The 21370-nt window shown below is 35.3% G+C and carries 17 protein-coding genes; 5 read left to right on the forward strand and 12 right to left on the reverse strand.

The annotated features are described in order from the left end of the window. Positions 1–210: 210 nt before the first annotated feature. Positions 211–2634 carry an LruC domain-containing protein gene (locus J2Y60_RS17200; RefSeq protein WP_309921574.1) on the reverse strand — a complete coding sequence of 808 codons (2424 nt, stop codon included), beginning with the start codon at positions 2632–2634 and terminating at the stop codon, positions 211–213. A 461-nt stretch (positions 2635–3095) separates the two neighbouring features. Between J2Y60_RS17200 and J2Y60_RS17205 the strand changes: the two genes are divergently transcribed. Both J2Y60_RS17205 and J2Y60_RS17210 read left to right on the forward strand, forming a co-directional pair. Next, positions 3096–3497, forward strand: coding sequence for an Imm44 family immunity protein (locus J2Y60_RS17205; protein ID WP_309921571.1), 402 nt, complete (start codon positions 3096–3098; stop codon positions 3495–3497). 431 nt (positions 3498–3928) lie between these two features. Further along, entirely contained in the window at positions 3929–4405 is a 477-nt protein-coding gene (locus tag J2Y60_RS17210; RefSeq protein WP_309921568.1) for a hypothetical protein, read from the forward strand. A gap of 447 nt (positions 4406–4852) precedes the next feature. Here J2Y60_RS17210 and J2Y60_RS17215 read toward each other — a convergent pair whose 3' ends face one another. Beyond that, on the reverse strand, positions 4853–5893 hold the full coding sequence (locus J2Y60_RS17215) for a UDP-glucose--hexose-1-phosphate uridylyltransferase (protein WP_309921565.1): 1041 nt from the start codon (positions 5891–5893) through the stop codon (positions 4853–4855). Between the two features lie 158 nt (positions 5894–6051). Further along, positions 6052–7203 carry a galactokinase gene (locus tag J2Y60_RS17220; RefSeq protein ID WP_309921562.1) on the reverse strand — a complete coding sequence of 384 codons (1152 nt, stop codon included), beginning with the start codon at positions 7201–7203 and terminating at the stop codon, positions 6052–6054. Between the two features lie 199 nt (positions 7204–7402). Between J2Y60_RS17220 and J2Y60_RS17225 the strand changes: the two genes are divergently transcribed. Further along, positions 7403–8413, forward strand: a complete 1011-nt coding sequence (locus tag J2Y60_RS17225; protein WP_309921559.1) for a LacI family DNA-binding transcriptional regulator — start codon at positions 7403–7405, stop codon at positions 8411–8413. Positions 8414–8615: 202 nt separating this feature from the next. On the opposite strand, the gene J2Y60_RS17230 is transcribed toward J2Y60_RS17225, so the two are convergent. From J2Y60_RS17230 to J2Y60_RS17240, 3 genes are all read right to left on the reverse strand, one after another. After that, positions 8616–9392, reverse strand: a complete 777-nt coding sequence (locus J2Y60_RS17230) for a hypothetical protein (protein WP_309921556.1) — start codon at positions 9390–9392, stop codon at positions 8616–8618. 2 nt (positions 9393–9394) lie between these two features. Continuing rightward, positions 9395–10426 (reverse strand): DGQHR domain-containing protein, encoded by a 1032-nt coding sequence (locus J2Y60_RS17235; protein WP_309921552.1) that lies wholly within the window; start codon positions 10424–10426, stop codon positions 9395–9397. A gap of 481 nt (positions 10427–10907) precedes the next feature. Further along, positions 10908–11546, reverse strand: coding sequence for an ATP-binding protein (locus J2Y60_RS17240; protein ID WP_309921549.1), 639 nt, complete (start codon positions 11544–11546; stop codon positions 10908–10910). Positions 11547–11620: 74 nt separating this feature from the next. Here J2Y60_RS17240 and J2Y60_RS17245 point away from each other — a divergent pair, with 74 nt between their 5' ends. Further along, complete coding sequence (locus J2Y60_RS17245) at positions 11621–12490, forward strand: DMT family transporter (protein WP_309921544.1); 870 nt, start codon at positions 11621–11623, stop codon at positions 12488–12490. On the opposite strand, the gene J2Y60_RS17250 is transcribed toward J2Y60_RS17245, so the two are convergent. The 4 genes from J2Y60_RS17250 to J2Y60_RS17265 all read right to left on the reverse strand — a co-directional run bounded on the left by J2Y60_RS17250 (position 12466) and on the right by J2Y60_RS17265 (position 15770). Further along, positions 12466–12852, reverse strand: a complete 387-nt coding sequence (locus J2Y60_RS17250; RefSeq protein ID WP_309921542.1) for a glyoxalase — start codon at positions 12850–12852, stop codon at positions 12466–12468. The two genes, J2Y60_RS17245 and J2Y60_RS17250, sit on opposite strands and share 25 nt — an antisense overlap. A 380-nt stretch (positions 12853–13232) precedes the next feature. Next, complete coding sequence (locus tag J2Y60_RS17255) at positions 13233–13616, reverse strand: hypothetical protein (protein WP_309921539.1); 384 nt, start codon at positions 13614–13616, stop codon at positions 13233–13235. A 229-nt stretch (positions 13617–13845) separates the two neighbouring features. Further along, entirely contained in the window at positions 13846–14802 is a 957-nt protein-coding gene (locus J2Y60_RS17260) for an aldo/keto reductase (protein ID WP_309921536.1), read from the reverse strand. 65 nt (positions 14803–14867) lie between these two features. Then, positions 14868–15770: an NAD(P)-dependent oxidoreductase gene (locus tag J2Y60_RS17265; RefSeq protein ID WP_309921532.1), complete on the reverse strand. Its 903-nt coding sequence runs from the start codon at positions 15768–15770 to the stop codon at positions 14868–14870. A 435-nt stretch (positions 15771–16205) separates the two neighbouring features. Here J2Y60_RS17265 and J2Y60_RS17270 point away from each other — a divergent pair, with 435 nt between their 5' ends. Next, positions 16206–17462, forward strand: coding sequence for a hypothetical protein (locus tag J2Y60_RS17270; RefSeq protein ID WP_309921528.1), 1257 nt, complete (start codon positions 16206–16208; stop codon positions 17460–17462). 495 nt (positions 17463–17957) lie between these two features. Here J2Y60_RS17270 and J2Y60_RS17275 read toward each other — a convergent pair whose 3' ends face one another. Both J2Y60_RS17275 and J2Y60_RS17280 read right to left on the reverse strand, forming a co-directional pair. Next, entirely contained in the window at positions 17958–19859 is a 1902-nt protein-coding gene (locus tag J2Y60_RS17275) for a WD40 repeat domain-containing protein (RefSeq protein WP_309921527.1), read from the reverse strand. Between the two features lie 1128 nt (positions 19860–20987). Further along, positions 20988–21287 (reverse strand): winged helix-turn-helix transcriptional regulator, encoded by a 300-nt coding sequence (locus tag J2Y60_RS17280; protein ID WP_309921524.1) that lies wholly within the window; start codon positions 21285–21287, stop codon positions 20988–20990. Between the last annotated feature and the right edge of the window lie 83 nt (positions 21288–21370).

The following is a 21370-nucleotide window of genomic DNA, read 5'->3' on the forward strand; positions in this document are numbered from 1 at the left end:
GAAAAACCCCGAAAATTGCCAGTATTGACACTTTTTCGGGGTTGTTTTTTTGTAATATATTGATAATTAAATATTTACAACATTAAAGGAAAGCCCATTTATTTGTACAACGAAGGCAGAGACTTTGGGGAACGAGGATCAAACCAAAAGGCTGCCAAATACTATTTGGACAGCCTCTTTAAGTGTAAGGTCTCTAAAATAACTAGCTTATTAAGGAATAAACATATTCGGAATATATCTATATCCACCAGCTGTATTAGAATACCAATCTGTACTTGATGTGCCACCAGAAGAAGCCCAATCGGCAAATTTTAAGTAAGTATTAGTAATCTTTGCACCTTCTTTAGGGTATTTGAAATCAGGAGTTGATACTACAATACCCCAAGGTAACTTTTGGATAGTTGAATAATATGGGCCTTTCGTTGAAAAATCATCTTTGGTACCAAATATGTCATTTTTTGCCAATTTAGTCGGTTTTTTGCCAAATAAGTGCGTTTCGTAACCTCTACCTAATCCTGATGAATTATTATAAATAAATGGATTGTAAGCACCAAGACCAAATGTTTCAAGAGGAGGGCCATTTGTTAAGTCAAAACTGAAATGATATAATTTAGTATCTGCCAATGCTTGATTCTGAATAGTATTCCATGCAGATTGTTCGTTTCGGGCATTTGTAAATAAAACTACGACAACGCTATCCTGACCAGCTTCTAGACCAGCACCCACACCTAATTCACCGATGAAGTTTTTTGCATTTCCACTTGGAATATTAAACTGAATACCTGCTCCATTATTAAACGAACCACCAGAGGCTTTAAGGGTATAATCGGCACCTACTTGAACAACTTGATTAGCAGCATTTGTAACAACTTTGTAAGAAAAAGAAAGCACAACGTCATTTAAATCATAGTCACCTACAGACGGCCATTGGTCTTCAAAGGCTACTGTTGAAGGTACCGTATAGTTGTTGAATGCCTTGGAAGGGTCGTTCGGGTAATCCTCGGCAATATCAGGTACACCATCATTATCCGAATCTCCTTTCACTACTGGTGTACTACCATTTCCATCATTGCAAGATGTTTTAGGGATATAGATACCCTCGCCTGTTGTTTTACTAGCCCCCCAAGCCATTAAACTAGGGTCAAGCAAACCGCTTGGTTCAGAGAACTGAAGACCTTCAGAAATTTTATATGGTTTATATGAAGGTTTCGCATTGAGTATTGCTTCTGGAGTGGTAGTCTTTACTTTGAATAAACTTGGTCCTCCAACAATAGCACCGTAAAATTCAGTCAAAGCATTTGTTACAAATAGAGCACCACTACGCATATATATAGTCGCGCCAAAGTTAAGTGCGACAGACTTACCAACTGATATATAACTATCGTTAAATATGGTACCATCAAAAGTAAATGATTCATTGATAACTAAATGACATTTGTTGGTAAATGTATTAGTTGAATAATGCATATATATGCTATTAACAGTCATATAGTTGTTGTTAAAAAACTCTATTTTATGTCCTAAAAAGGAAAGTTGTTTCGAAACTGTTATAACTCCATTATTGTAGAATTGTACATCTCCAATGAAGTAATAATCTCCTAAAATGGTCATTGTACCATTATTAGTTATAGATATTTTCCGATAAGGAGATGTATCTACATTTCCTTTAATAGTAATGTCTCCATCATTTACAATCTTATCGCCACCTAAACTAGCTCTACCATTAATAGTTAGAGTTCCTTCATTTATAACGCTTGAATATGCCCCTGAATCATAATCAGATTCAAAACCCCAAGTATTTATCGTTCCATAATTCTTTAAATGCCCATCTACTGTAATCGAACCAGCGGTTAATGTTCCAAAGTTTTTTAACGTTTCAGTCCAATTCAAGTGAAGATTGTTTTCAAAAGTTACAGAACTACCCTTGGTAATTATTATAGTGTAATTTTGAGAATTATATAAGTTCAAATTCCTAATAGTAATACCAGTACCACAAATTCGTAATGTACCACCTTTTAGCTCATCATATTGTTCTGAATTAATAAAATTCAAAGTATAGTTACTCCCTGTTACACATATTGTTTTTGTCCCTGTTTCTTTATTAAGAACAAAAGGTGATTGAGGAGCGCTACTGATTGTAATATCACATCCAGAATTACAATCTGGACTTGTTTCAGCGGTTGTTGCGTATTGTTCTGATGGAGTACTAATTCTTTCGGATGAAGCCATCCCCAGCTTTACAGCCAAGCTAGTGCTAGTGGTTAAGGCTACTTTCTGAGTAAACTTGGTGCCATCTGGAGCAGTTTTAACAAAGTAAACCTCTTTAACACCTGCAGGGACTGCAATCTTAGTTTTAAAAGAAGCAGCCATCGACGCTGTTCCTTTTGAAAGTGCTACAACCCCTTTGGATGGGTCAGCTAAATAAACTGCCACAACATGAAGAGCATTGTTGAAACGATTGTCGGTAATTGACACTGAAAAGGTTATGTCCTTTGTGGTTGACCAGTTAAAACCAGTAGGAACTACTAAATTATTAATGTTTTTGCCTGCTTGATCGTCAATAACAATATCGGATATGCATGATGATGTAAGAACGCCTAGGCTGAGGACTAATGATAGGATATTTTTTTTCATGTTGTTTTTTACTTAATATCAGGATATTAAGTTTCTAGATGGGTTATTAATGTCTTAGAGAAATAAGCTACAATAACATTTTTATAAAAAAAAGAGTAAAATTTGTAAATAATTTTATGTTGTAATGTGTAGATATTCAGTAATTTACAAATTATACTACTGCTTTTTTTCGACAAATATTATGCCAATTTTTATCCCTTTGGTAGTTCAAGTATCAAGCAAAGTGTCACTTGGAGAAGGGTGATATTATTTTAGTTTTAAACTGAAATTAGAAAAAGTTACGGATAATAAGATGAAGAGCATCCTTTGTTACTAGGCTCTTACTTGATATTTTTTACAAATCTGAGTGTTTGCATACGTTTAAAACTGGCTTGGACAATCACAGATTGTCCTTTATCTTTATCACGAAGTCAGAGACTTCGTGGAGCGAGGGAATACATATTTTAGATAAATAAAATACTATGACTTTTTTTATTACAAGTGAATCTTCATATGAGATTACTGATATTAGAACAGTTGAATTTGAAGATGAATTGAATAGTTTTTTTTACGAGAAAAACTATGGTAATTCAATCAGGCATATTTCAACTATAATAATATGCGTTTCTGAAAAGTTTGATTCTTTTCATCCCATTCGTAAGCCAAGGGTAGTAAAAGAGAGAGCTAAACTTAGTTTTGAATATAAACTAGATTTCAATACTTATAAAACAATGGATAGAGAGCAGAGGATAAGATATATTGAAACTGAATATTTGAAAAATATCAAAGAAGTACTTGAAAATAAAAGACTTGAAGACTTTGACTATAAAACTTTTTTATATGATTTAGCATGTTGTTTAAAAATTGAAAAAAAAGATTTGTAATAGCCCCCTTAGCGTAGTGTTTTTCAAACGTCAGATTGATAAGTAATGTTATATGGCAAAATGTGAAGCATTTATCGTTTTTTAAACTTCCATTACTAGCTGATGCCTTCTAAGAAGGAAATACACACTGACGTAGTGAAAAACACTACGCCAAGCTAGGGTTTGAATGCTTTTAAACCTGGCTTGTACAATCAGAGATTGTCATTTATCTATCCCACGAAGTCGGTGACTTCGAGGAGCGAGTATATATTCAATCAGATAAGTGTTTTTTATTTAAAAACGAGAAAGTAATGATATTAAAGACTAAAGAGAATTTTCTTAAAGAAATAACAAATTATCCTTAAAAAGAAGAAGTAAAAATGCTATACTTGGCATTTTTAAACAAATGCTATTAATAAAAATATTTAGGGATACTAAAAACAATAAGACAGATGAATGATAATTTGTATGCAAGATTATACGAAATTAGATATGTAAGCGACGATGAAGTAGAAGAATATAAAGCACTGGTTGAAACGATGTACAACAATAGAGATTCAACAACCTTTAGGAAATTTTGTTCAGTTGTGCTTGATGAAAGCCCTTCTGGAAATACTTCAGATATTCATGCAATGTGGAGAGAATATGTCGAGAACTATTTTGATGTTAGAACCGATATAAGAACTTATATAAACGAATTGCTATCAAATGCTGATGCTTTTATGCCTCAGGCTGAATCCATATTGCAAGCGTCGATAATTAGAATATTGAACAAGAAAGAGAATATACCAATATTTTTAGAAGCTATACCAACAATTTATTCGGAGCATCGTTCAAATTATATCATTATAAAAAAACAAATTGAAAACATAAAAAGCGAAGATTGGAAACCTTTTTGGTTAGACACAATACTTGAAAGTATTCCATAATGTTTTTCACTACGCCAAGCGAGGGTGAATGTAAACTAATTATCTTCTAGCCAAAGGTTCGCCCAGAAGGATTCTGTGTTACTCGTTACTCGGCAAAGCCAAGCGACTGCGGATTAAAGACGAAAGACTTTATGAATGGAAGACACTAGACTTTGGACTAAAAGGACTCTAGATACAAGACAAAAGAATATAATCCCTACTCACATTATCAGACAATTTACTAACTCTATAACTGAAAAATTCACTCAATCACCAATCACTAACTCACTAAACAAAAAAAAAGACTCCACAAAGTGAAGCCTTTTTAAATACGAATCAAAAACCCGTTAGGGATAAAAATGTATTTGTGGTTAAGTAATTTTTTAAATCTAAATGTTAGGCAATGACAATTCATAACTCAAGACTCACAACTAAAAATTCAAGACTCACATGCTCATCGCTCACAACTCAAAGCTTATAATGTACTTCTGATAAAGCACGCAATACTGCCGCACTTTTTTCAGCGGTGATGTCTCTTTGTGGGTTCGCTAGCATTTCGTAACCTACCATGAATTTCTTCACAGTTGCCGAACGTAAAAGCGGAGGATAAAATACAAAATGCCAATGCCATTCGTCATGCGCTTCGCCATCGGTTGGGGCTTGGTGTACACCAGCCGAGTAGGGGAAGGAGGTCTCAAAAAGATTGTCGTAACGTACTGTCAACCTTTTGTAGGCATTTGCAAAAGCGTCTTTTTCCGCATCGGTCATGTCCGAGATTCTTGCCATTTTCCGCTTCGGTACAATCATGGTCTCAAACGGCCAAACTGCCCAATAAGGTACGAGGGCCACAAAATGCTCGTTTTCAAATAATACTCTTTCTTGTTTTACTAACTCTTTTTCTAGATAGTCTGCCAGCAAAGAGCGTTGATTTTTTTGCCAATACTTCAATTGGGCGATTTGCTTTTTCATGGGTTCATCTGGAATCGATGACGATGCCCAAATTTGTCCATGTGGGTGTGGATTTGAACAGCCCATTACAAAACCTTTGTTCTCGAAAATCTGAACGTAGTTAATAAAGTCTTTTCCGCCAAGGGTTAGGTATTCATCTACCCATGCATCCACTACTTTTCTGATGGCCGTTTCTTCCATTTCTGGAACGGTGAGGTCGTGGCGAGGGGAGAAGCAAATTACTCTGCCCAATCCTCTTTCGGTCTCTGCTCTGAACAATTCGTCTTCTTCAAAACTATGCTGAGGGGTGTCTTCTAACAAAGCCGCAAAGTCGTTATTGAAAATATAAACGTCTTGATAATCAGGGTTTACTTCGCCATTCATCCGAGTGTTTGTCGGACACAGATAACAGGTTTCGTCGTAAGCAGGACGGTCGTCGCCAGCTACTTTTTCTACCTGCCCTTGCCACGGACGCTTGGCACGATGTGGCGATACCAATACCCAACTGTCTGTCAGTGGGTTATATCTTCTATGTGGATGTTCTTCAAAAATTGAGTTCATATTTTTATTTTATTGAGTGATTGAGTTGTGAATGAGTGAGTTAGTGAATGTTTTTTATTGATAAACTTTATATCTTTAGTATAGCATCTAGTATCCAACATCTTCTAATCTAAAGGCTCATAATTACTCACTCAATCACTAATTCGCTCATTCACTAACTAAAGAGCCTCCGTTCCATTTGTCAAAGCCACCTCGTAAGTCACTAAATCTTTTTGGTATTTAGCTTGATACGCTCTTTTGATTCTTTGTAAAAATGCTGCTGCATTGCTTTTTTCAACGATGTTTACAGTGCAACCACCAAAACCTCCGCCCATCATTCTTGAGCCTACTACGGCACTATCCTCGCGAGTTTCGTCCACTAAAAAGTCTAGCTCCTCGCACGATACAGCATAATTATGTTGCAGACCGTCGTGTGTTTCGTACATTTTTTTGCCGAAAGTCGCCAAATCATTTTGTTCCAAGGCTTCGCACGCCACTACTACGCGGTCAATTTCGCCGACAACATATACACAACGTTTATACACATTTTCAGAAAGACTCGCTTTGGCATTTTCTACCATTGTAAGCGACAGGTCTCTAAAGCTTTTTACGGCTGGATAAATACCTCCTAAAATCCTCAGACCTTCTTCGCATTCCAATCTACGGGTATTATATTCAGAATCACCCAAAGAGTGTTTAACCCCAGAATTGCAAAGAATAATAGTATGGTTGGGTAACGACAACGGAAAATGTTGGTAGTCAAGACTTCTACAATCCAAACGAATTACCGCATCTTTTTTACCAAACATCGAAGCAAACTGGTCCATGATACCACAGTTTACGCCTACAAAATTATTTTCGGCAGCCTTCCCGATTTTTACCATTTGCATCGTTGCTAAACCTAAACCATAGATTTCGTTCAAGGCAAAAGCCAAGCCCGTTTCTACCGCAGCCGACGACGATACGCCAGCCCCCAAAGGAATATCTCCCCCAAAAACTAAATCAAAACCCTTGATAGTCTGTCCCGCTTTTTGGATTTCATCCACCACGCCAATCAAGTAATTCGCCCAACTGTTAGTAGATTTTTGAATGTCGCTAATACTGAAAGTATCGCTACTTTCTAAATCGTAGGCATATACATTACAGGTGTCATCCTGACGAGGGGCAATAGCAAAATAAATGGCTTTATCGATAGCCGCAGGCAACACAAAACCATCATTATAATCGGTATGTTCGCCGATAAGGTTGATGCGTCCTGGCGCACGAACCACTAGGGAAGCTTGTTTTGAAAATTGTTCTTGAAATTTGGCAATAATATTTTCTGGGTACATCTCTGAGCGTAAAATTAAATTTTAAATCAAAGGACGATATTTTTTAGAAATACTCATTGCCATCATCTACGCTAGGCAATGAAATTAATTGAAAAAGTACCATAAAACCTATTAGAAAGGCATTACAAACATTTGCGCAAATTTTGCACAAACTTCAAAAATCTCCCTAATTTTACAAATCCAATCTCAAAGATGTATCATGCAGAAAAGTCAGGTTACCATTAAACATATTGCTCAAGAATTAGGCATTGCTATTTCTACGGTGTCGAGGGCATTGCAGAATCATCCAAGGATTGGGCTTAAAACCAAAGAGCAGGTTTTTGAAGTAGCCAAACGGCTAAACTATGTGCCAAATCCTGCGGCAATATTATTGAGGAAAAACAAAACCTATACTGTCGGCGTAGTGTTTCCGCATTTGCAGGAGGAGTTTTTTTCGCAGGCCATTACGGGTATCGAAGATGTTATTAGTGAAAAAGGGTATAACGTAGTAATCAGCCAGTCGAGGGATAAATTAGCACGCGAAAACAGGGCGATAAAATCGTTTATCAGTAGTAGGGTAGATGGCGTAATAGCCTCTATTTCAGCCGAGACTACCCAGTATTATTCTTTCAAGGAACTAGAAAATTATGGTATTCCTCTAGTGTTTTTTGATAGAGTGCCCAAAGATGTGGCCGTTAATAAAGTAAGGGGCAACATCCTAGAAGCCGCTTTTGAAGCCACGTCTTTTCTAGCCAACAAAGGCATCACTAAAATTGCTATTCTGAATGGGCCATCAAATCTGGAGATTTCAAATGAACGCTTAGAGGGTTATTGGAAAGCTCTAAAATCTTTGCAATTGCCCATCGTTCAGCACTACATTAAATCTACAGATTTGAGCAAAGAAGATACTTTCAAAAAAATGGAAGAGTTGATGGCTTTACAAGAAAAGCCCGAGGCAGTTTTATGTTTCAACGACTACGTAGCCCTGTATGCCATGCAAAGCTGTCGGCAAAATGGTATTGTACCCAATAGCGATATTCATTTTGTAAGTTTTGCTAATTTGCCTATTACGGCATATTTAGATAACCCACCGTTGGCATCGGTAGAACAATTTGCCTACAAAATGGGCGAGCAAGCGGCGTTGTTGCTATTAAAGATAATAGATGCCAAACCAGCAGAAAAACTAATGCCTGAAGAGATTATTATTGATACGGAGTTGGTAGTGCATTAGGGGCTTTCTGCTGTCAGTTACGCATTTGCTTCGCGAAAGACAAGTGCTTAAGCAATTCTCTAAGAGTAAAAGGGATATTTAGTTAATGAGCCGAAAATTCTTAAAGAACAAAAAACAATTAGCTAAAATACATTTTTCAATGTAATGTAGCAACATACTGAGGAAGTAAAATATTACGCTAAGTAGTTTTTTTGAACAATTTCTATTTTTTTATTTGATTTAGACGATGAATTAATACTGATATAGGACCACTTTTATCAGTAAAATTGGTCTTTATATATTTGAAATTACATTCGTTTAAGTATAAATTTTTTCTATTAATATTTGAATATTCGGTGAATAGGTCTTCAATTATTTGAGTTGTAAATGCAAGATAAGCATGTTCATTATCAAATGTGTAAATATTTGTATTAGTATCTTGAATATAGTTTGAAATCCATACCCTCAAATTAGAAATAGGTTTAAGATAGAGAGATGATACTTGTGGGTCACTCATTGGATTGATACGATAATTGACATGTTCTCTATTTTCCTTAAACCATTCAAATGATTTTGAATTATCAATATCATTTATTACAAATTTATTTTGAGGGAATTTTGTTGAAAATAGTTTGAAAATAGCTTCATGAGAAGTTCCTTTCAATGGTTTAAACTGTTCCCCTACTTGGTTTAGACCTGAAAATAGCTTACCATTGTGATAAAAAATAATAAATCCATTTCTTGATAGTTCTGCTTTTAGAGAATAAAATAAAGTATAATATAACTTTATAGTAGCCCAAGAAAAACTTTTTTTCATTAGTCCATCTATTGCCGAACTATATGATAAAATTGCATTTAAAAAAAAACCATCCATATCAGATTTTAGACAATCACATAGATTGGTATAATCAACAGTATTTATTGTATAGCTATCTATATTAGAATTAGTTATACGATTATTAGATGTTAAATAGTTATAGGATTGGATAGTATTTGACATAGTTAGAACTTTATTTCGTTTTCATTTGTTTCTTCGAAATCAAAAGATATTAGAAGTTTATCCTTAATTACGTTTCTTTGTTTATCTCCAGACATACCTTTAATTATTTCTGTAGTAGGTAAACTATGTCTATCAAATTTGACAATTGATTTAAAGAAATCGACAGTAAACTCTTTTTTTGAGTATCCAATTGCTAGGATTCTATGTTGTAATACATCTAAAGCAGCTCCAAAACCAGATGCATATAAAAAAGGGTTTTTTAGACTATCCCAATTTCCATAAGCTTTCTCGATAGCTGTAAAATAGTTTAATAAAGTAACTGTTTGATTTTCTAAACTTGTTAAAGAATATTTTTTAAATTCACCTTCCTCTTTTACAAACACCTTAAGATTGCTAACAACAGTTGCTAACTGTATTCCTCCTTTAAATTTTTTGCTACTAGGAAATTTTATGTAACCATAATATGGCGATTTATTATCTTCATTTAATTTGATTGCTATATCATTGCTTCTGTCAATACTAAAATCTCTACTGGTAATATTGGTTAAACTATATAAGTCATAAATTAAACTTTTAGGAACTACTTTCTGCTCGGTGTTTATACTTAAAAAAATTTCTGCGCATTGAGCAGTAGATAAACCAATTCCAAAAATAACTGGGAATTCGACTTCACCAATCAATGGGTCGTTCTTAATAGCTTCCTTTATCCCTTCGATTCTATGTTGTCCGTCTATTATTTGAGCAATTCTTACATCATCAGATATGCTTACAGTGTCGTTGTCTTTCTCTACTGTCACATTACTAGCATTACCAAAGTTTAATATAACATTATTTGGGAAATATCCACCTGAAATAATAAAGTCTTTTATCGCAGATATTCTAGATTTATTCAATATTCTTTGAACAGCACCCTCTTCGTCATCTTCCCTTCTTCTTGCTACATATGTCATAGTTGCAAGTTTTGCTCCTGTTATTTTACAAAGATAATAAGTTATATTTTTGTGAGATAATGTTAAAACTTTAGTATTAAACATCTTGTTTTTTAATTTTAAATTCTATACGATTTTTAAAGAACAAGGTACTGATTTTTTTGATTGGTTATGGAATATAAATGAAATTTTGATTGTTTTTTATAAAATATAATCCATTGATAAACTTTATTCTTGTTTTTTACAAATAGAAGCTGTTTAAACTTTCCGTTTCTGAAGTGAAAGTATTGTATATTCTTGAATTGATTTTTTCAAAATTTAGGAAGCATAGCATCGCTACGTTGAGTAAATTTTGGATCAAGCTATTCTAAAAGACTTAGTTTAACCCGAAAAGGAAAGTTTAAACAGCTTCATATAGAAAGAAAATGAGTTTTATAAATACTATTATAAGAATTTTACTATGACTAATAGACTCTATGCTAACTATTAACAAGGGTAATAAATTATTTTGTTATTTAATTTTCATTCGCTTTATACAGTGTCACAAAATCAAGCGAGTAAAAACCTTAGCCAACAACCACAAACCCTACCATTTCCGAAGCACAAACTGCGTAGGCTTTTGTCTTGATAACATCAGCAGAATACTCTCGTACGTAAGAGCCTCTAACAATTTGGTAGCCCTATAGGCAGAAATATTCACCAGTTTAGCATATTCCTTAGCCGTAATTTTAGTATTCTTTTTCAAGTAAGTAATCAAATACTTTACGTTGGGTTGTTCCAATATTTGCTTGTTGATGTCCTTATCCGCCTTAATCATCACTTGTGTCATCTCCTTTGTTACGGGCGTAGTTTCATCATTTGCCCGAACATATACTGTACGATGCTCGTGTTCGTCTATTGATTCATGCGGTTTATTGACTGCCTCAGTAATATTCACAATCATAATATTGTGTTTGCCTTCCACCTTTACCGACGAATACACAATATCAATAGGAGGGACTACTAGCTCGCTGGTAGCATAGATTACCTTCGTCATTTCTTCTATCTCCGAACAGCCTTTTATCGACTTATCGTCATTTACACCAATAATCAACTGTCCGCCAGAAGTATTCGCAAAGGCTGCCAAGGTGCGTGCTATTTTATAAGGACTATCTATTCTACTTTTAAATTCTAATGTGGTAGATTCTTTTTGTTTAAGGATTTCAAATAATTGTTTTTCTGTCATTCGTTTCGCTTATGAGTAAATAATGAACAATTTCGGTAATTTTGGATTATACTTCATACGTTATTAACAATATTTTGAAAACACAAGATTCCGACATTCCTTTAAAGGCATATCTATACCTCCTTTTGGGCGTTTTTTGTATCGCTTGGTCTGCTATTTTTGTCAAAATGGCCGATGCCCCAGCCCTTACTTCTGGGTTTTATCGTTACTTTTTTTGCTTTATTGGTCTGGTGCCAATTTGGCTATACAAAGGCATCAAAATCCCTGATGCAAACACTGCCATTTTAATAACCATCGCAGGCTTGTTGTTCGTAGCCGACATGAGCCTCTGGAATCTCTCTATCCTCCGCACTTCTGCGTCGGTTTCTACTTTATTGGCTAACAATGCTTCGGTATTTGTTGGTTTAGGAACATTGCTTTTTTTTAAACAAAAACTGCCTAAAATATACTGGCTTGGGCTAGCTGTGGCTATGGTAGGGGTTTTTCTGGTAGCGGGCAAAGATATTTTGCAAAATCCTAGTGTGGGGTTGGGGCATTTTATGGCTATAGGTGCCGCTGTATTTTATGCAGGGTATATGCTCATTACCCAACGCATCAGAGGGAAGGTCGATACCGTTAATTTTATGGCATGGTCGTTAATAGCCTGTTTGATTTTCTCGTTTCTTACCTGTTGGCAACAGGATTTAGAAATGACGCATTTCAATCAAACTACATGGATAGCCTTTGTGGGTTCGGGTTTAATCTGCCATTTGGCGGGGTGGCTTTCTATAAACTATGCGTTGGGCTTTATCCCAGCCGCCATCGTGTCGCCCACCTTACTAATTCAGCCAGTACTTACGTCGATTATTTCTTTTTTCCTGTTGGGCGAAATCCTAAGAACCGAACAAATTATTGGTGGATTGATTGTATTATGTGGTATTTATTTGGTTAATAAAAAGAGCTGACTTTGTAGCCTTTGTATCAATAAATGAATCATCCTTTTGGTAAGTTCCTCTTCGTTTCCCAAGAAAAGCAGGTACTCATCCAAGGTAAAATGCCCTGCAATTACACCTTCCAGATAATGCTTGAACTTCATGTCTTTTCTGATTGTCTGGTCGATATATAGCAGCTTGTCTTTATCAGCTAATTTAAAGAATCCACCTTTGCGTTGATGACAATATTGTATGAAAATCTGAACCAATAAGTCGTTCTGTAATTTCAGGATAGGTCTTAATACCTCATTCTGAAATTTTTCTACTTCACCATTCGCCTCAACTTCAAATGTAATAATAGGTCTTAATTTTGGTAACTCTTGCTCTCTGTACATATAATAATCTTATTACTTAACCTCTTCAAAGGAGGAGAAGGTTTGTTTTCTATGGCTTTTTACTCGCGTAGGTATTGCCTATCAAGTACTTTTAAGTAAACAGTATTGATTTGAAAATGTTTTTAATCCCATCGCTTAGTATATTGCGTTGCACATCAAGAAGAGTAAAATAAGCTAAAGGAAGGTAAAATAGAAGAAATGATTTAATTTTAACAAAACAAAAAAAATCGCCTTTGTTGGAGATAATTAACGCCTTTGTTGGAGTTATCTCCAACAACTAGTGCGACAGCAGCACTAGAATAAAGATAAAACACAAATTATTAAGCTGGTGCATTGCTGTCGCCCACCTTGTTGTAGATAACTCCAACAAGGGCGGAAATTTACAAATGTTCAAAGAAATTCTTTATCAAAATAGAGAGAATCCCTACTTTCCAAAGATTTTTGTCTAGTTCAGATAACCAATAAGTCAAATAACTACCACTTTCTAAATCGTCAAAAGCAAAACTATCAGTATCGCTATATTTGTTGGAGAAAATAGTAATTAATCGAAAATTAAAAATTAAATAAAATAGAGTTGGTAAATTTGTGAAAAAAGGATATTCAGCAGAATTTTGTTCAAATTTTAACAAGAAGGTGAGCATTACCGACAGTAAAAAGGTTAATATTAAAGCTATTCGATAATCAAAACCAATAAACTTTTTAGCCTGCCTGAGCAAAGACCTGCATAAAAAATGTATTCCACAAAACACTACCAATATTTCCATGTTTTTAATTGCAATTATTGTTTCTTGTTGATAATTGTTCCACAATATATCTAAATCGTCCCCCTTTTTTACATCTGCGGCTGTTAAATTGTCTTGGACCTTTGTTTTAATTCAGTTTGAAACTTAATTAAATAAAGTTTAGCACAAGTGACGCTTTGCTTAACACTTGCGCTAGTTGGGGTTTATTCTCCCCCGCAGGCATATTGGTCTTTATTAATTCAGCCCTACTTCAAACTTCATCCCAAAGGTTTTCTAAGGTGTAGCCACTGCCCTCTAAGCACCAAAAATCACCCTTAATATATCGATAATGTTGATCTAATTTATTAATTTTCTCCATTTTTAAAGGTGTAAGTTCAATATCAGCGGCTTCAATATTTTCTTTTAACCTTTGTGGATTTACGGATTTTGGAATGACCGATGTGCCTCTATTGATTGCCCAAGCGAGCATAATTTGTGCGGGTGTATTTCCTTTCTCTTGGGCAATATCTATAATTGTTTTATTTTCAAACAACTTGGGTTCACCTGCTGTAATCCTATTGATGGGTCTATCTGACGAACCAAGAGGGCAAAAACCAGTGAGGATGATGTTGTTGGCATTGGCAAAATCTACAATTTTATTTTGTTGAAGAAATGGATGTAGTTCTAATTGTAGGGCTTCTGGACAAACACCAGTTTCATTGATTAATTCATTGATTTTTTTAATGCTAAAATTTGAAACACCGATATGCTTGGTCAAATTATTTTCTTTTAAAGCAATCATCCCCTGCCAAGTTTCCACCAAAGGAATGTGCTTCAAGTCAACCATTTCACTCCCATCTTTTGGATAATTTACGTTGTTTAAGAGTGCCACTGGCCAATGAATTAAGTATAAATCTAAATATTCGAGTTTCAAACTGTCCAATGTTATTTCAATAGTTGGTTGAATATCAACTTTTTTATGGCGATTATTCCATAGTTTTGAGGTAATCCAAAGCTCATTTCTGGTTACCTCTTTATTATTGATTGCATCTGAAATTGCCTGCCCTATTTCGTGTTCATTACCATAGATTAAGGCACAATCAAAATGGCGATAACCAATTTCGATGGCTTTTCTAACGGTTTGATAAATCTCACCTTTGGCTGATTTCCAAGTGCCTAAACCCAACATTGGGATGCTGTCATTATTACTAAATTGAAGATATTTCATGAATTTTTGTTATCAATTTGATTGTTTTGTATATACAGTTTTCAGTAGGCTTACCAAACTATAAATCACTCACCCTTTACGTATTTCCTCCAATTATGTTGTTCTTTGAATCCAAGCACTTCTCGGATTTTTCGATTAGAAAATAAGGCTTCGTGTTCGCCTAATTCACGAGTAACTGGTACGTTGGGGAAAAACTTTTCGACTAATTCTTTACTTGGAATAATGGCACCATTGTGGTCATTTCCAGCATTGAAAATCTGAAACCCAAGTCCGTCTTTCTGTAAACATAAATTTACGATTTGTCCTAAGTCACGGGCATCTATATAACAAAAAGCATTTCTGCGACGAACTTCAGGATTTTTAAAATAATGCGGGAATAGTTCAGCATATTCATGAGGTTCAATCACATTTCCAATTCGGAGTGCATAAATATCAAGGCCTGAACGACGCTGGAAACTCTGTGCCGTTTTTTCATTCACAACCTTTGATAATCCGTAACTATCCATAGGGTCCACATCATAATCCTCTTCAAGCGGTAATGATTTCGGGTCAGTTTGTCCATCTGAAAAACAGATTCCATAAGTGGTTTCCGAAGAAGCAATAATAATCTTTTTAATACCCAGTTTAACGGCTGCTTCAATCACATTATACGTCCCAATTGTGTTCACTCGAAAGGTTTCATTATCTGGTTTAATCAAAATTCTGGGAACTGCGGCAAAATGTACTACTGCATCAAATTTTGGTACACCATTGCCACCTTCCAATTCACCTAAGCCTATGTAAGAACTCATGGCATTAAACATTTGTCCAGCATCCGTAATGTCAGCTATCAGGTTTTCAACCCCTACAAGATTCAAAGTTGTTATATCCACGTTCAGTACCTTGTGTCCTTGTTCGAGCAGATACGCAATTACATGCTTTCCTGCTTTTCCCGAACCACCCGTAAAAAGAATTCTCATTTTAGTCATTTGTTTATTGAATTAATAAGGGTTTTTTCGCCTTTGTTGGAAATAACTCCAACAAGGGCGGAAAGTTTTGATGAACCTTCGTTTGGTGTAATATATTTTTCCTTTTTGCCATGTAACATTGCAGTACACACTGACGTAGTGAAAAACACTACGCCAAGCGAGGGACATAAAAGTAATAAGGAAAAAAGATTAACCCTAGCTTGGCATAGTGTTTTTCAAACGTCACGGTGTCAGGCGTTCTTAGAACGCAGCGGCTATTGGTAAACTGAGTACTCAACTTGAAATACACCTCTGCTGTTCTACCCGTCATACCTAGAACAGCAGATAACCCCTGAAGATAATATCTAATGTTTTCAGCATCTAATCAGTGAAAAACTCCATTTTATTGTTGTACTTTTGTGGCTAATTGTCATTTACAATAATAAACCTTCTATCATGTTCTCGAAACTACTAAACGCCTCAGTATTTATACTATCATTAATATGCCTTTCTTGCGATGAAAAAATCGATGACCCTACTCCAACTCCCCCTACTACTGTTAGCCCATCAATTGTAGGTACTTGGAAATTCCAGAGTGCTGTAGGTTCGGCAACCGTTGCCAGCAAAAAAGTAGATTTAGCTAGTGATTTAGAGCTAACCGATAAAGCTGGAACCACCCAAACCTTCAAAAAAACCGTAGCTTGGGTTTTTGATGAAAATGGTAAAGGTACACAAGACGGCGTAGCTTTTACTTATAAAATCCAAGACAAAACCATCACCATCGCCAAAGCTAACAAGACATTTACCTTAAATTTTTCAATCAGTAATAACCAGCTAGACATCACCGAAACTGAAACGGGTATAAAATCTATTCTGGATGATTACAATGCCCTTTTACCACCTACCAATGCCGTAACAACTTATAATAGAACACAAAGCTACAAATCGTTAAAGGATATTTTGGCTACAAATGGCACACCAGGCTGTCTGGTAAAAACGGTTACTACATTATCAGGAGATACAAAAGATGTACGTGAATATACTTATAATGACGAAAACAAAGTAATTGCTATAACGATAAAGTCAACTTATTTACCAACCAATAATGAGAGGATTATCTTGTACAGATATGAAGAGGAACGTTCGAACCTTGGTTCTGATACAAAACCTTACGCAAAAGAAATTTATAATAATTTTTCTAGCACAAAATTTTATTGTGATAAAAATGGCAGGGTAAATCGTTCAGAAAATTTCACCTTAACTACTGATAAATTCCCTTCAATGATTGCTTTATCAGAATATGGTACTAATACATGTAAGATCAATTCTTCATATTATAAGAGCGATACTGGTATAAGTATGAATCTATTTTACCAAAACGAATTTGAATATTTGAATGGAAATTTGTCAAAGTATTACACTTCTTATACTGATAGACCAAGGTATCTTTCAGAGGAAATAACCGCTTGGACACCCGAAGTAAGAAAAACAAAAATAATTTTTTTATACAATTACGGAACTCCTAGCTTTACAGATTTCCAAAAAAATTACCCTACTAAAAAAATAAACAATAATTTTTTTGGAAATAAAATATCTGAATACAACTATACCTATACTTTTGATAGTAAGGGTTACCTGCTTACCGAAAAAATTGTATCGTCTCTGAATCAAACTATCAGTACTAGTACTTACGAATATTTTGCGTGCAAATAAAACCCTAGCTTGGCGTAGTGTTTTTCGCTACGTCAGAGTGTACTGCAATGTTACATTGCAAAGCTATTGCTTGGCGTATTACTGTAATATAAATTTATACTAAAGAAAATCTCTGCTGAAAACATCCACCCAATCAATTACTTGAAAAGTTAGGAAGTAGAGACCCGATTGGTCATAGATTTGATAACCTTGTGGCATATACTCTTAAATGGTTTTGGTTAGACAAACTTATAAAATGCGTCGCATTTTTGCAATGTAACATTGCAGTACACCCTAACGTAGTGAAAAACACTACGCCAAGCGAGGCTAGTTGGGGTAGCCTCTCGCCTCATCTCTAACGAGGGAATTAATTCCCTCGTTAGGAATGAATGGTCTTAGGTTTTGGGCAAGCATAATTCATATTTAAAATACGACAAACCATTTAAGTATTTATATATGTCTCAGAACATAGTGTAAGGCTAAGCCAATTGAGGGCGATAATAATAGAAACTTGCACTATTTATCAGTAATATTCTTTTTAGAGATTGTATTAGCATCCGAAACAGGTAGGTCTATCCAATAGGCTTTGGTACCAACCCTAGCAAAACGGCCATCTGGAGAGAAGCAAACGAGTCGAATCTTCATATTTAATTGCCAACTTTTTAATTCCTTACCTGTTTGTGCATCCCAGAGTCTAAGGGCATTGTCATCACCCCCTGTTAGCAACTGCTTACCATCGGGGCTAAAACTCATGGAATATAGATGATAATTAGGCGTTCGGGAAGTCCATAGTTCTTTACCTGTTTGTACATCCCAGAGTTTATGAGATTCATCAATACTTCCACTCATTGCGTACTGCCCGTCAGGGCTAAAAGCAACCAAGATTACATCATTAGTATGCCCCCTGAAAGTTCTTAGCTCTTTACCTGTTTGTACATCCCAGAGTTTTAGGGTATTATCAATACTACCACTCAGTACCTGCTTGCCATCTGGGCTAAAGGCTAAAGAAATCACCTCTGAACTATGCCTACTGAAGGTTCTTATTACTATGCCTGTTTCTGCATCCAATAGTTTAAGGGCGGAATCTAAACTATTAGTCAGCACTTGCCTACCATCAGGACTAAAAGCAAAGCTAAAGTAATTATTACTATGTTCCATTTTGAATCTCCTTAGCTCTTTACCTGTTTGTACATCCCAGAATTTTAGGGTACGATTATAGTTAATCCCACTCAATATCTGCTTGCTATCTGGGCTAAAAATGAGGCAAACAGATAAATCACTATTTTCTGTTAGGGTACTTTGCTCTTTACCTGTTTGTACATCCCAAAGTTTAAGGCTATTATCTAAACTCCCACTTACCACATACTTACCATCAGGGCTAAAGTTTACAATGTTAATACGACTACTATGTCCCGTCGAAACCCTCGCCTCGCTACCTGTTTGTACATCCCACAGTTTAAGGGTACAATCCAAAGCTCCGCTCATCACACTATTACCATCAGGACTAAAAGCAACTGATAATACAGAATTAATATGTCCTCTGAAAGTTTTTAATTCCTCCCCTGTTTGTACATCCCAGAGTTTTAGTGTATAGTCATCACCCCCACTTAGTACCTGCTTACCATTAGGGCTAAAATCAACGGAGCACACACCATTAGTATGTCCACTGAAGGTTCTTAACTCCTTACCTGTTTGTATATCCCAAAGTTTAATGGTTTTATCATAACTTCCACTTAGTACCTGTTTACCATCAGGGCTAAAACTAACGGAGTTAACCAAATCCCTATGCCCCTTTAAGGTCCTTAACGCTGTACCTGTTTGCACATCCCATAGTTTTAGTGTATTATCTTCACCCCCACTTAGTACCTGCTTACCATTAGGGCTAAAACTAACGCATTTAACCACGTTACTATGACCCTTAAAGGTTCTTAATGCTCTACCTGTTTGTACATCCCAGATTTTAAGGGTTTTATCATAACTTCCACTCAGTATCTGCTTGCCATCAGGGCTAAAAGCAACAGAGGTCACATCATTAATATGCCCCCTGAAAGTTCTTAGCTCTTTACCTGTTTGTACATCCCAGAGTTTAAGGGTTCTATCAAAACTGCCACTCACTACCTGCTTGCCATCAGGACTAAAGGCAACTGAACTGACATGTGAACTATGCCCCCTGAAGAGCCTTAGCTCTGTGCCTGTTTGCACATCCCAGAGTTTAAGGGTTCTATCATAACTGCCACTTACTACCTGCTTGCCATCAGGACTAAAGGCAACTGAGATGACAGCATAATCATGTAACATTTGACTCGTAAATCTTTTTGCTCCTACAGGGTCTTGGGCATGGCTTACCGAATGACAATAGATGCAAAAGAATAGAATACATAAGTACCCAAACTTTTTGTTTAAAATAGATGAATTCATTTGATGATAATAAAGGGAATAATATGTTTGATTTGATAAAATTAAATTATTCGTTTAGGATACTGCATTATCAGCATTATTTTACCTTATAGAAGGTGTTTCATCTATGTTCTAGAGTTAATTAAAAACAAATTTATAATCAAACCCTGTTATTCACCCCCGCTGTTCCATGTCTTTAGACTTGAAACGATGAATAATGGGCTGGTTATAGGTTTTTGGCAAGCACAAAGTTTATGCCCCTGACTATGAGGTAGAACAGCCCCTAGTAGGGCGTCGCCTTCTAAGAATACCTGATACCCTTGCCTTGTCTACGACTACGTCAAGTAGGTAAATTTCCAGTCTAAAACTTCTTTTTATTACACCATAGAGCTGGAAACCACCTTAATCTCTAATGTTTACGCTCAACCCAGTCAAGTTGAGTTATTTCACCATTAATAAACACAAACTGATACTCAATGTAAGTGTTTTCTATTGTACTAGAAAAGATGTTATGTCCAATAAGGGCATCTAATCTAAGGAATTTACCATCAAACTTCACAAAACTTATCTTAATCCCATCTTTAAGTCTTTTTAGATTTCTCCATGAAAAATATTTACTTTCTTTTGGGTCGAATTTCCTTAATGGTTTTACTAGTCTATCATAATAATTTTTTAACCGTGATTCATTTTAAATTATGTCATTTAAAGTATCACATGCTATTTTACCTCTTAGGTATGAGAAAATATCTATATCTCCATCAGAAATATTGCTATCAATGATAATTTTATTATATTTTTTTTCTGTAAAACGAAAAGAATGTAAATTTTGGATAATTCTACATGCAACATCAAATTCTTTTTTTGCGAAAAAGATGTCATACTAACCATACTTAAAAAAATCATTAATAATATCTTCATTTTAATTCATCTTATTTAGTTTAGATTTAAAATCATTTTTTTGCCTTTGTTAGAGATAACTCCAACAAAGGCGGAAAGCCCCCCAGTTGAATACTTATAAAATATTTTTCCTTTTTGCAATGTAACATTGCAGTACACACTGACGTAGTGAAAAACACTACGCCAAGCGAGGGCTGATTTTTAGAAAAAATATTCGACAGACAAACATCTAACTTGACAATAATAGTTAGATTATTCCAAAACATTAATTCGTTTATTACTCTTAGCCGTTTCCATTCCCCAATCGGCTATGGCTTTTAGCACAGGAATAAGTGTCTTTCCAAAAGCAGTCAGTTCATATTCCACTTTCAAAGGCGGTTTGCTTGTGTAAACAGTTCGTTTAACTAAACCGTCTTCTTCCAATTCTTTCAGTTGCAGACTAATAGTCCGTTCCGTAACCATTGAAAGTTCCTTTCTCAATTCATTATAACGTTTTTTTTCGATTAAATGAATGAGAATTACTGCTTTCCATTTTCCGCCTATGTAATTCATTGTCAGGCTTGTGCTGCAAGGAAATTGTTTATCGTCTATACAATACATCAGATACTATCTATTTTGACCGTTATTGTAAAGAT

The organism is Arcicella sp. BE140 (genome assembly GCF_031456255.1).
Taxonomy (GTDB): domain Bacteria; phylum Bacteroidota; class Bacteroidia; order Cytophagales; family Spirosomataceae; genus Arcicella; species Arcicella aquatica.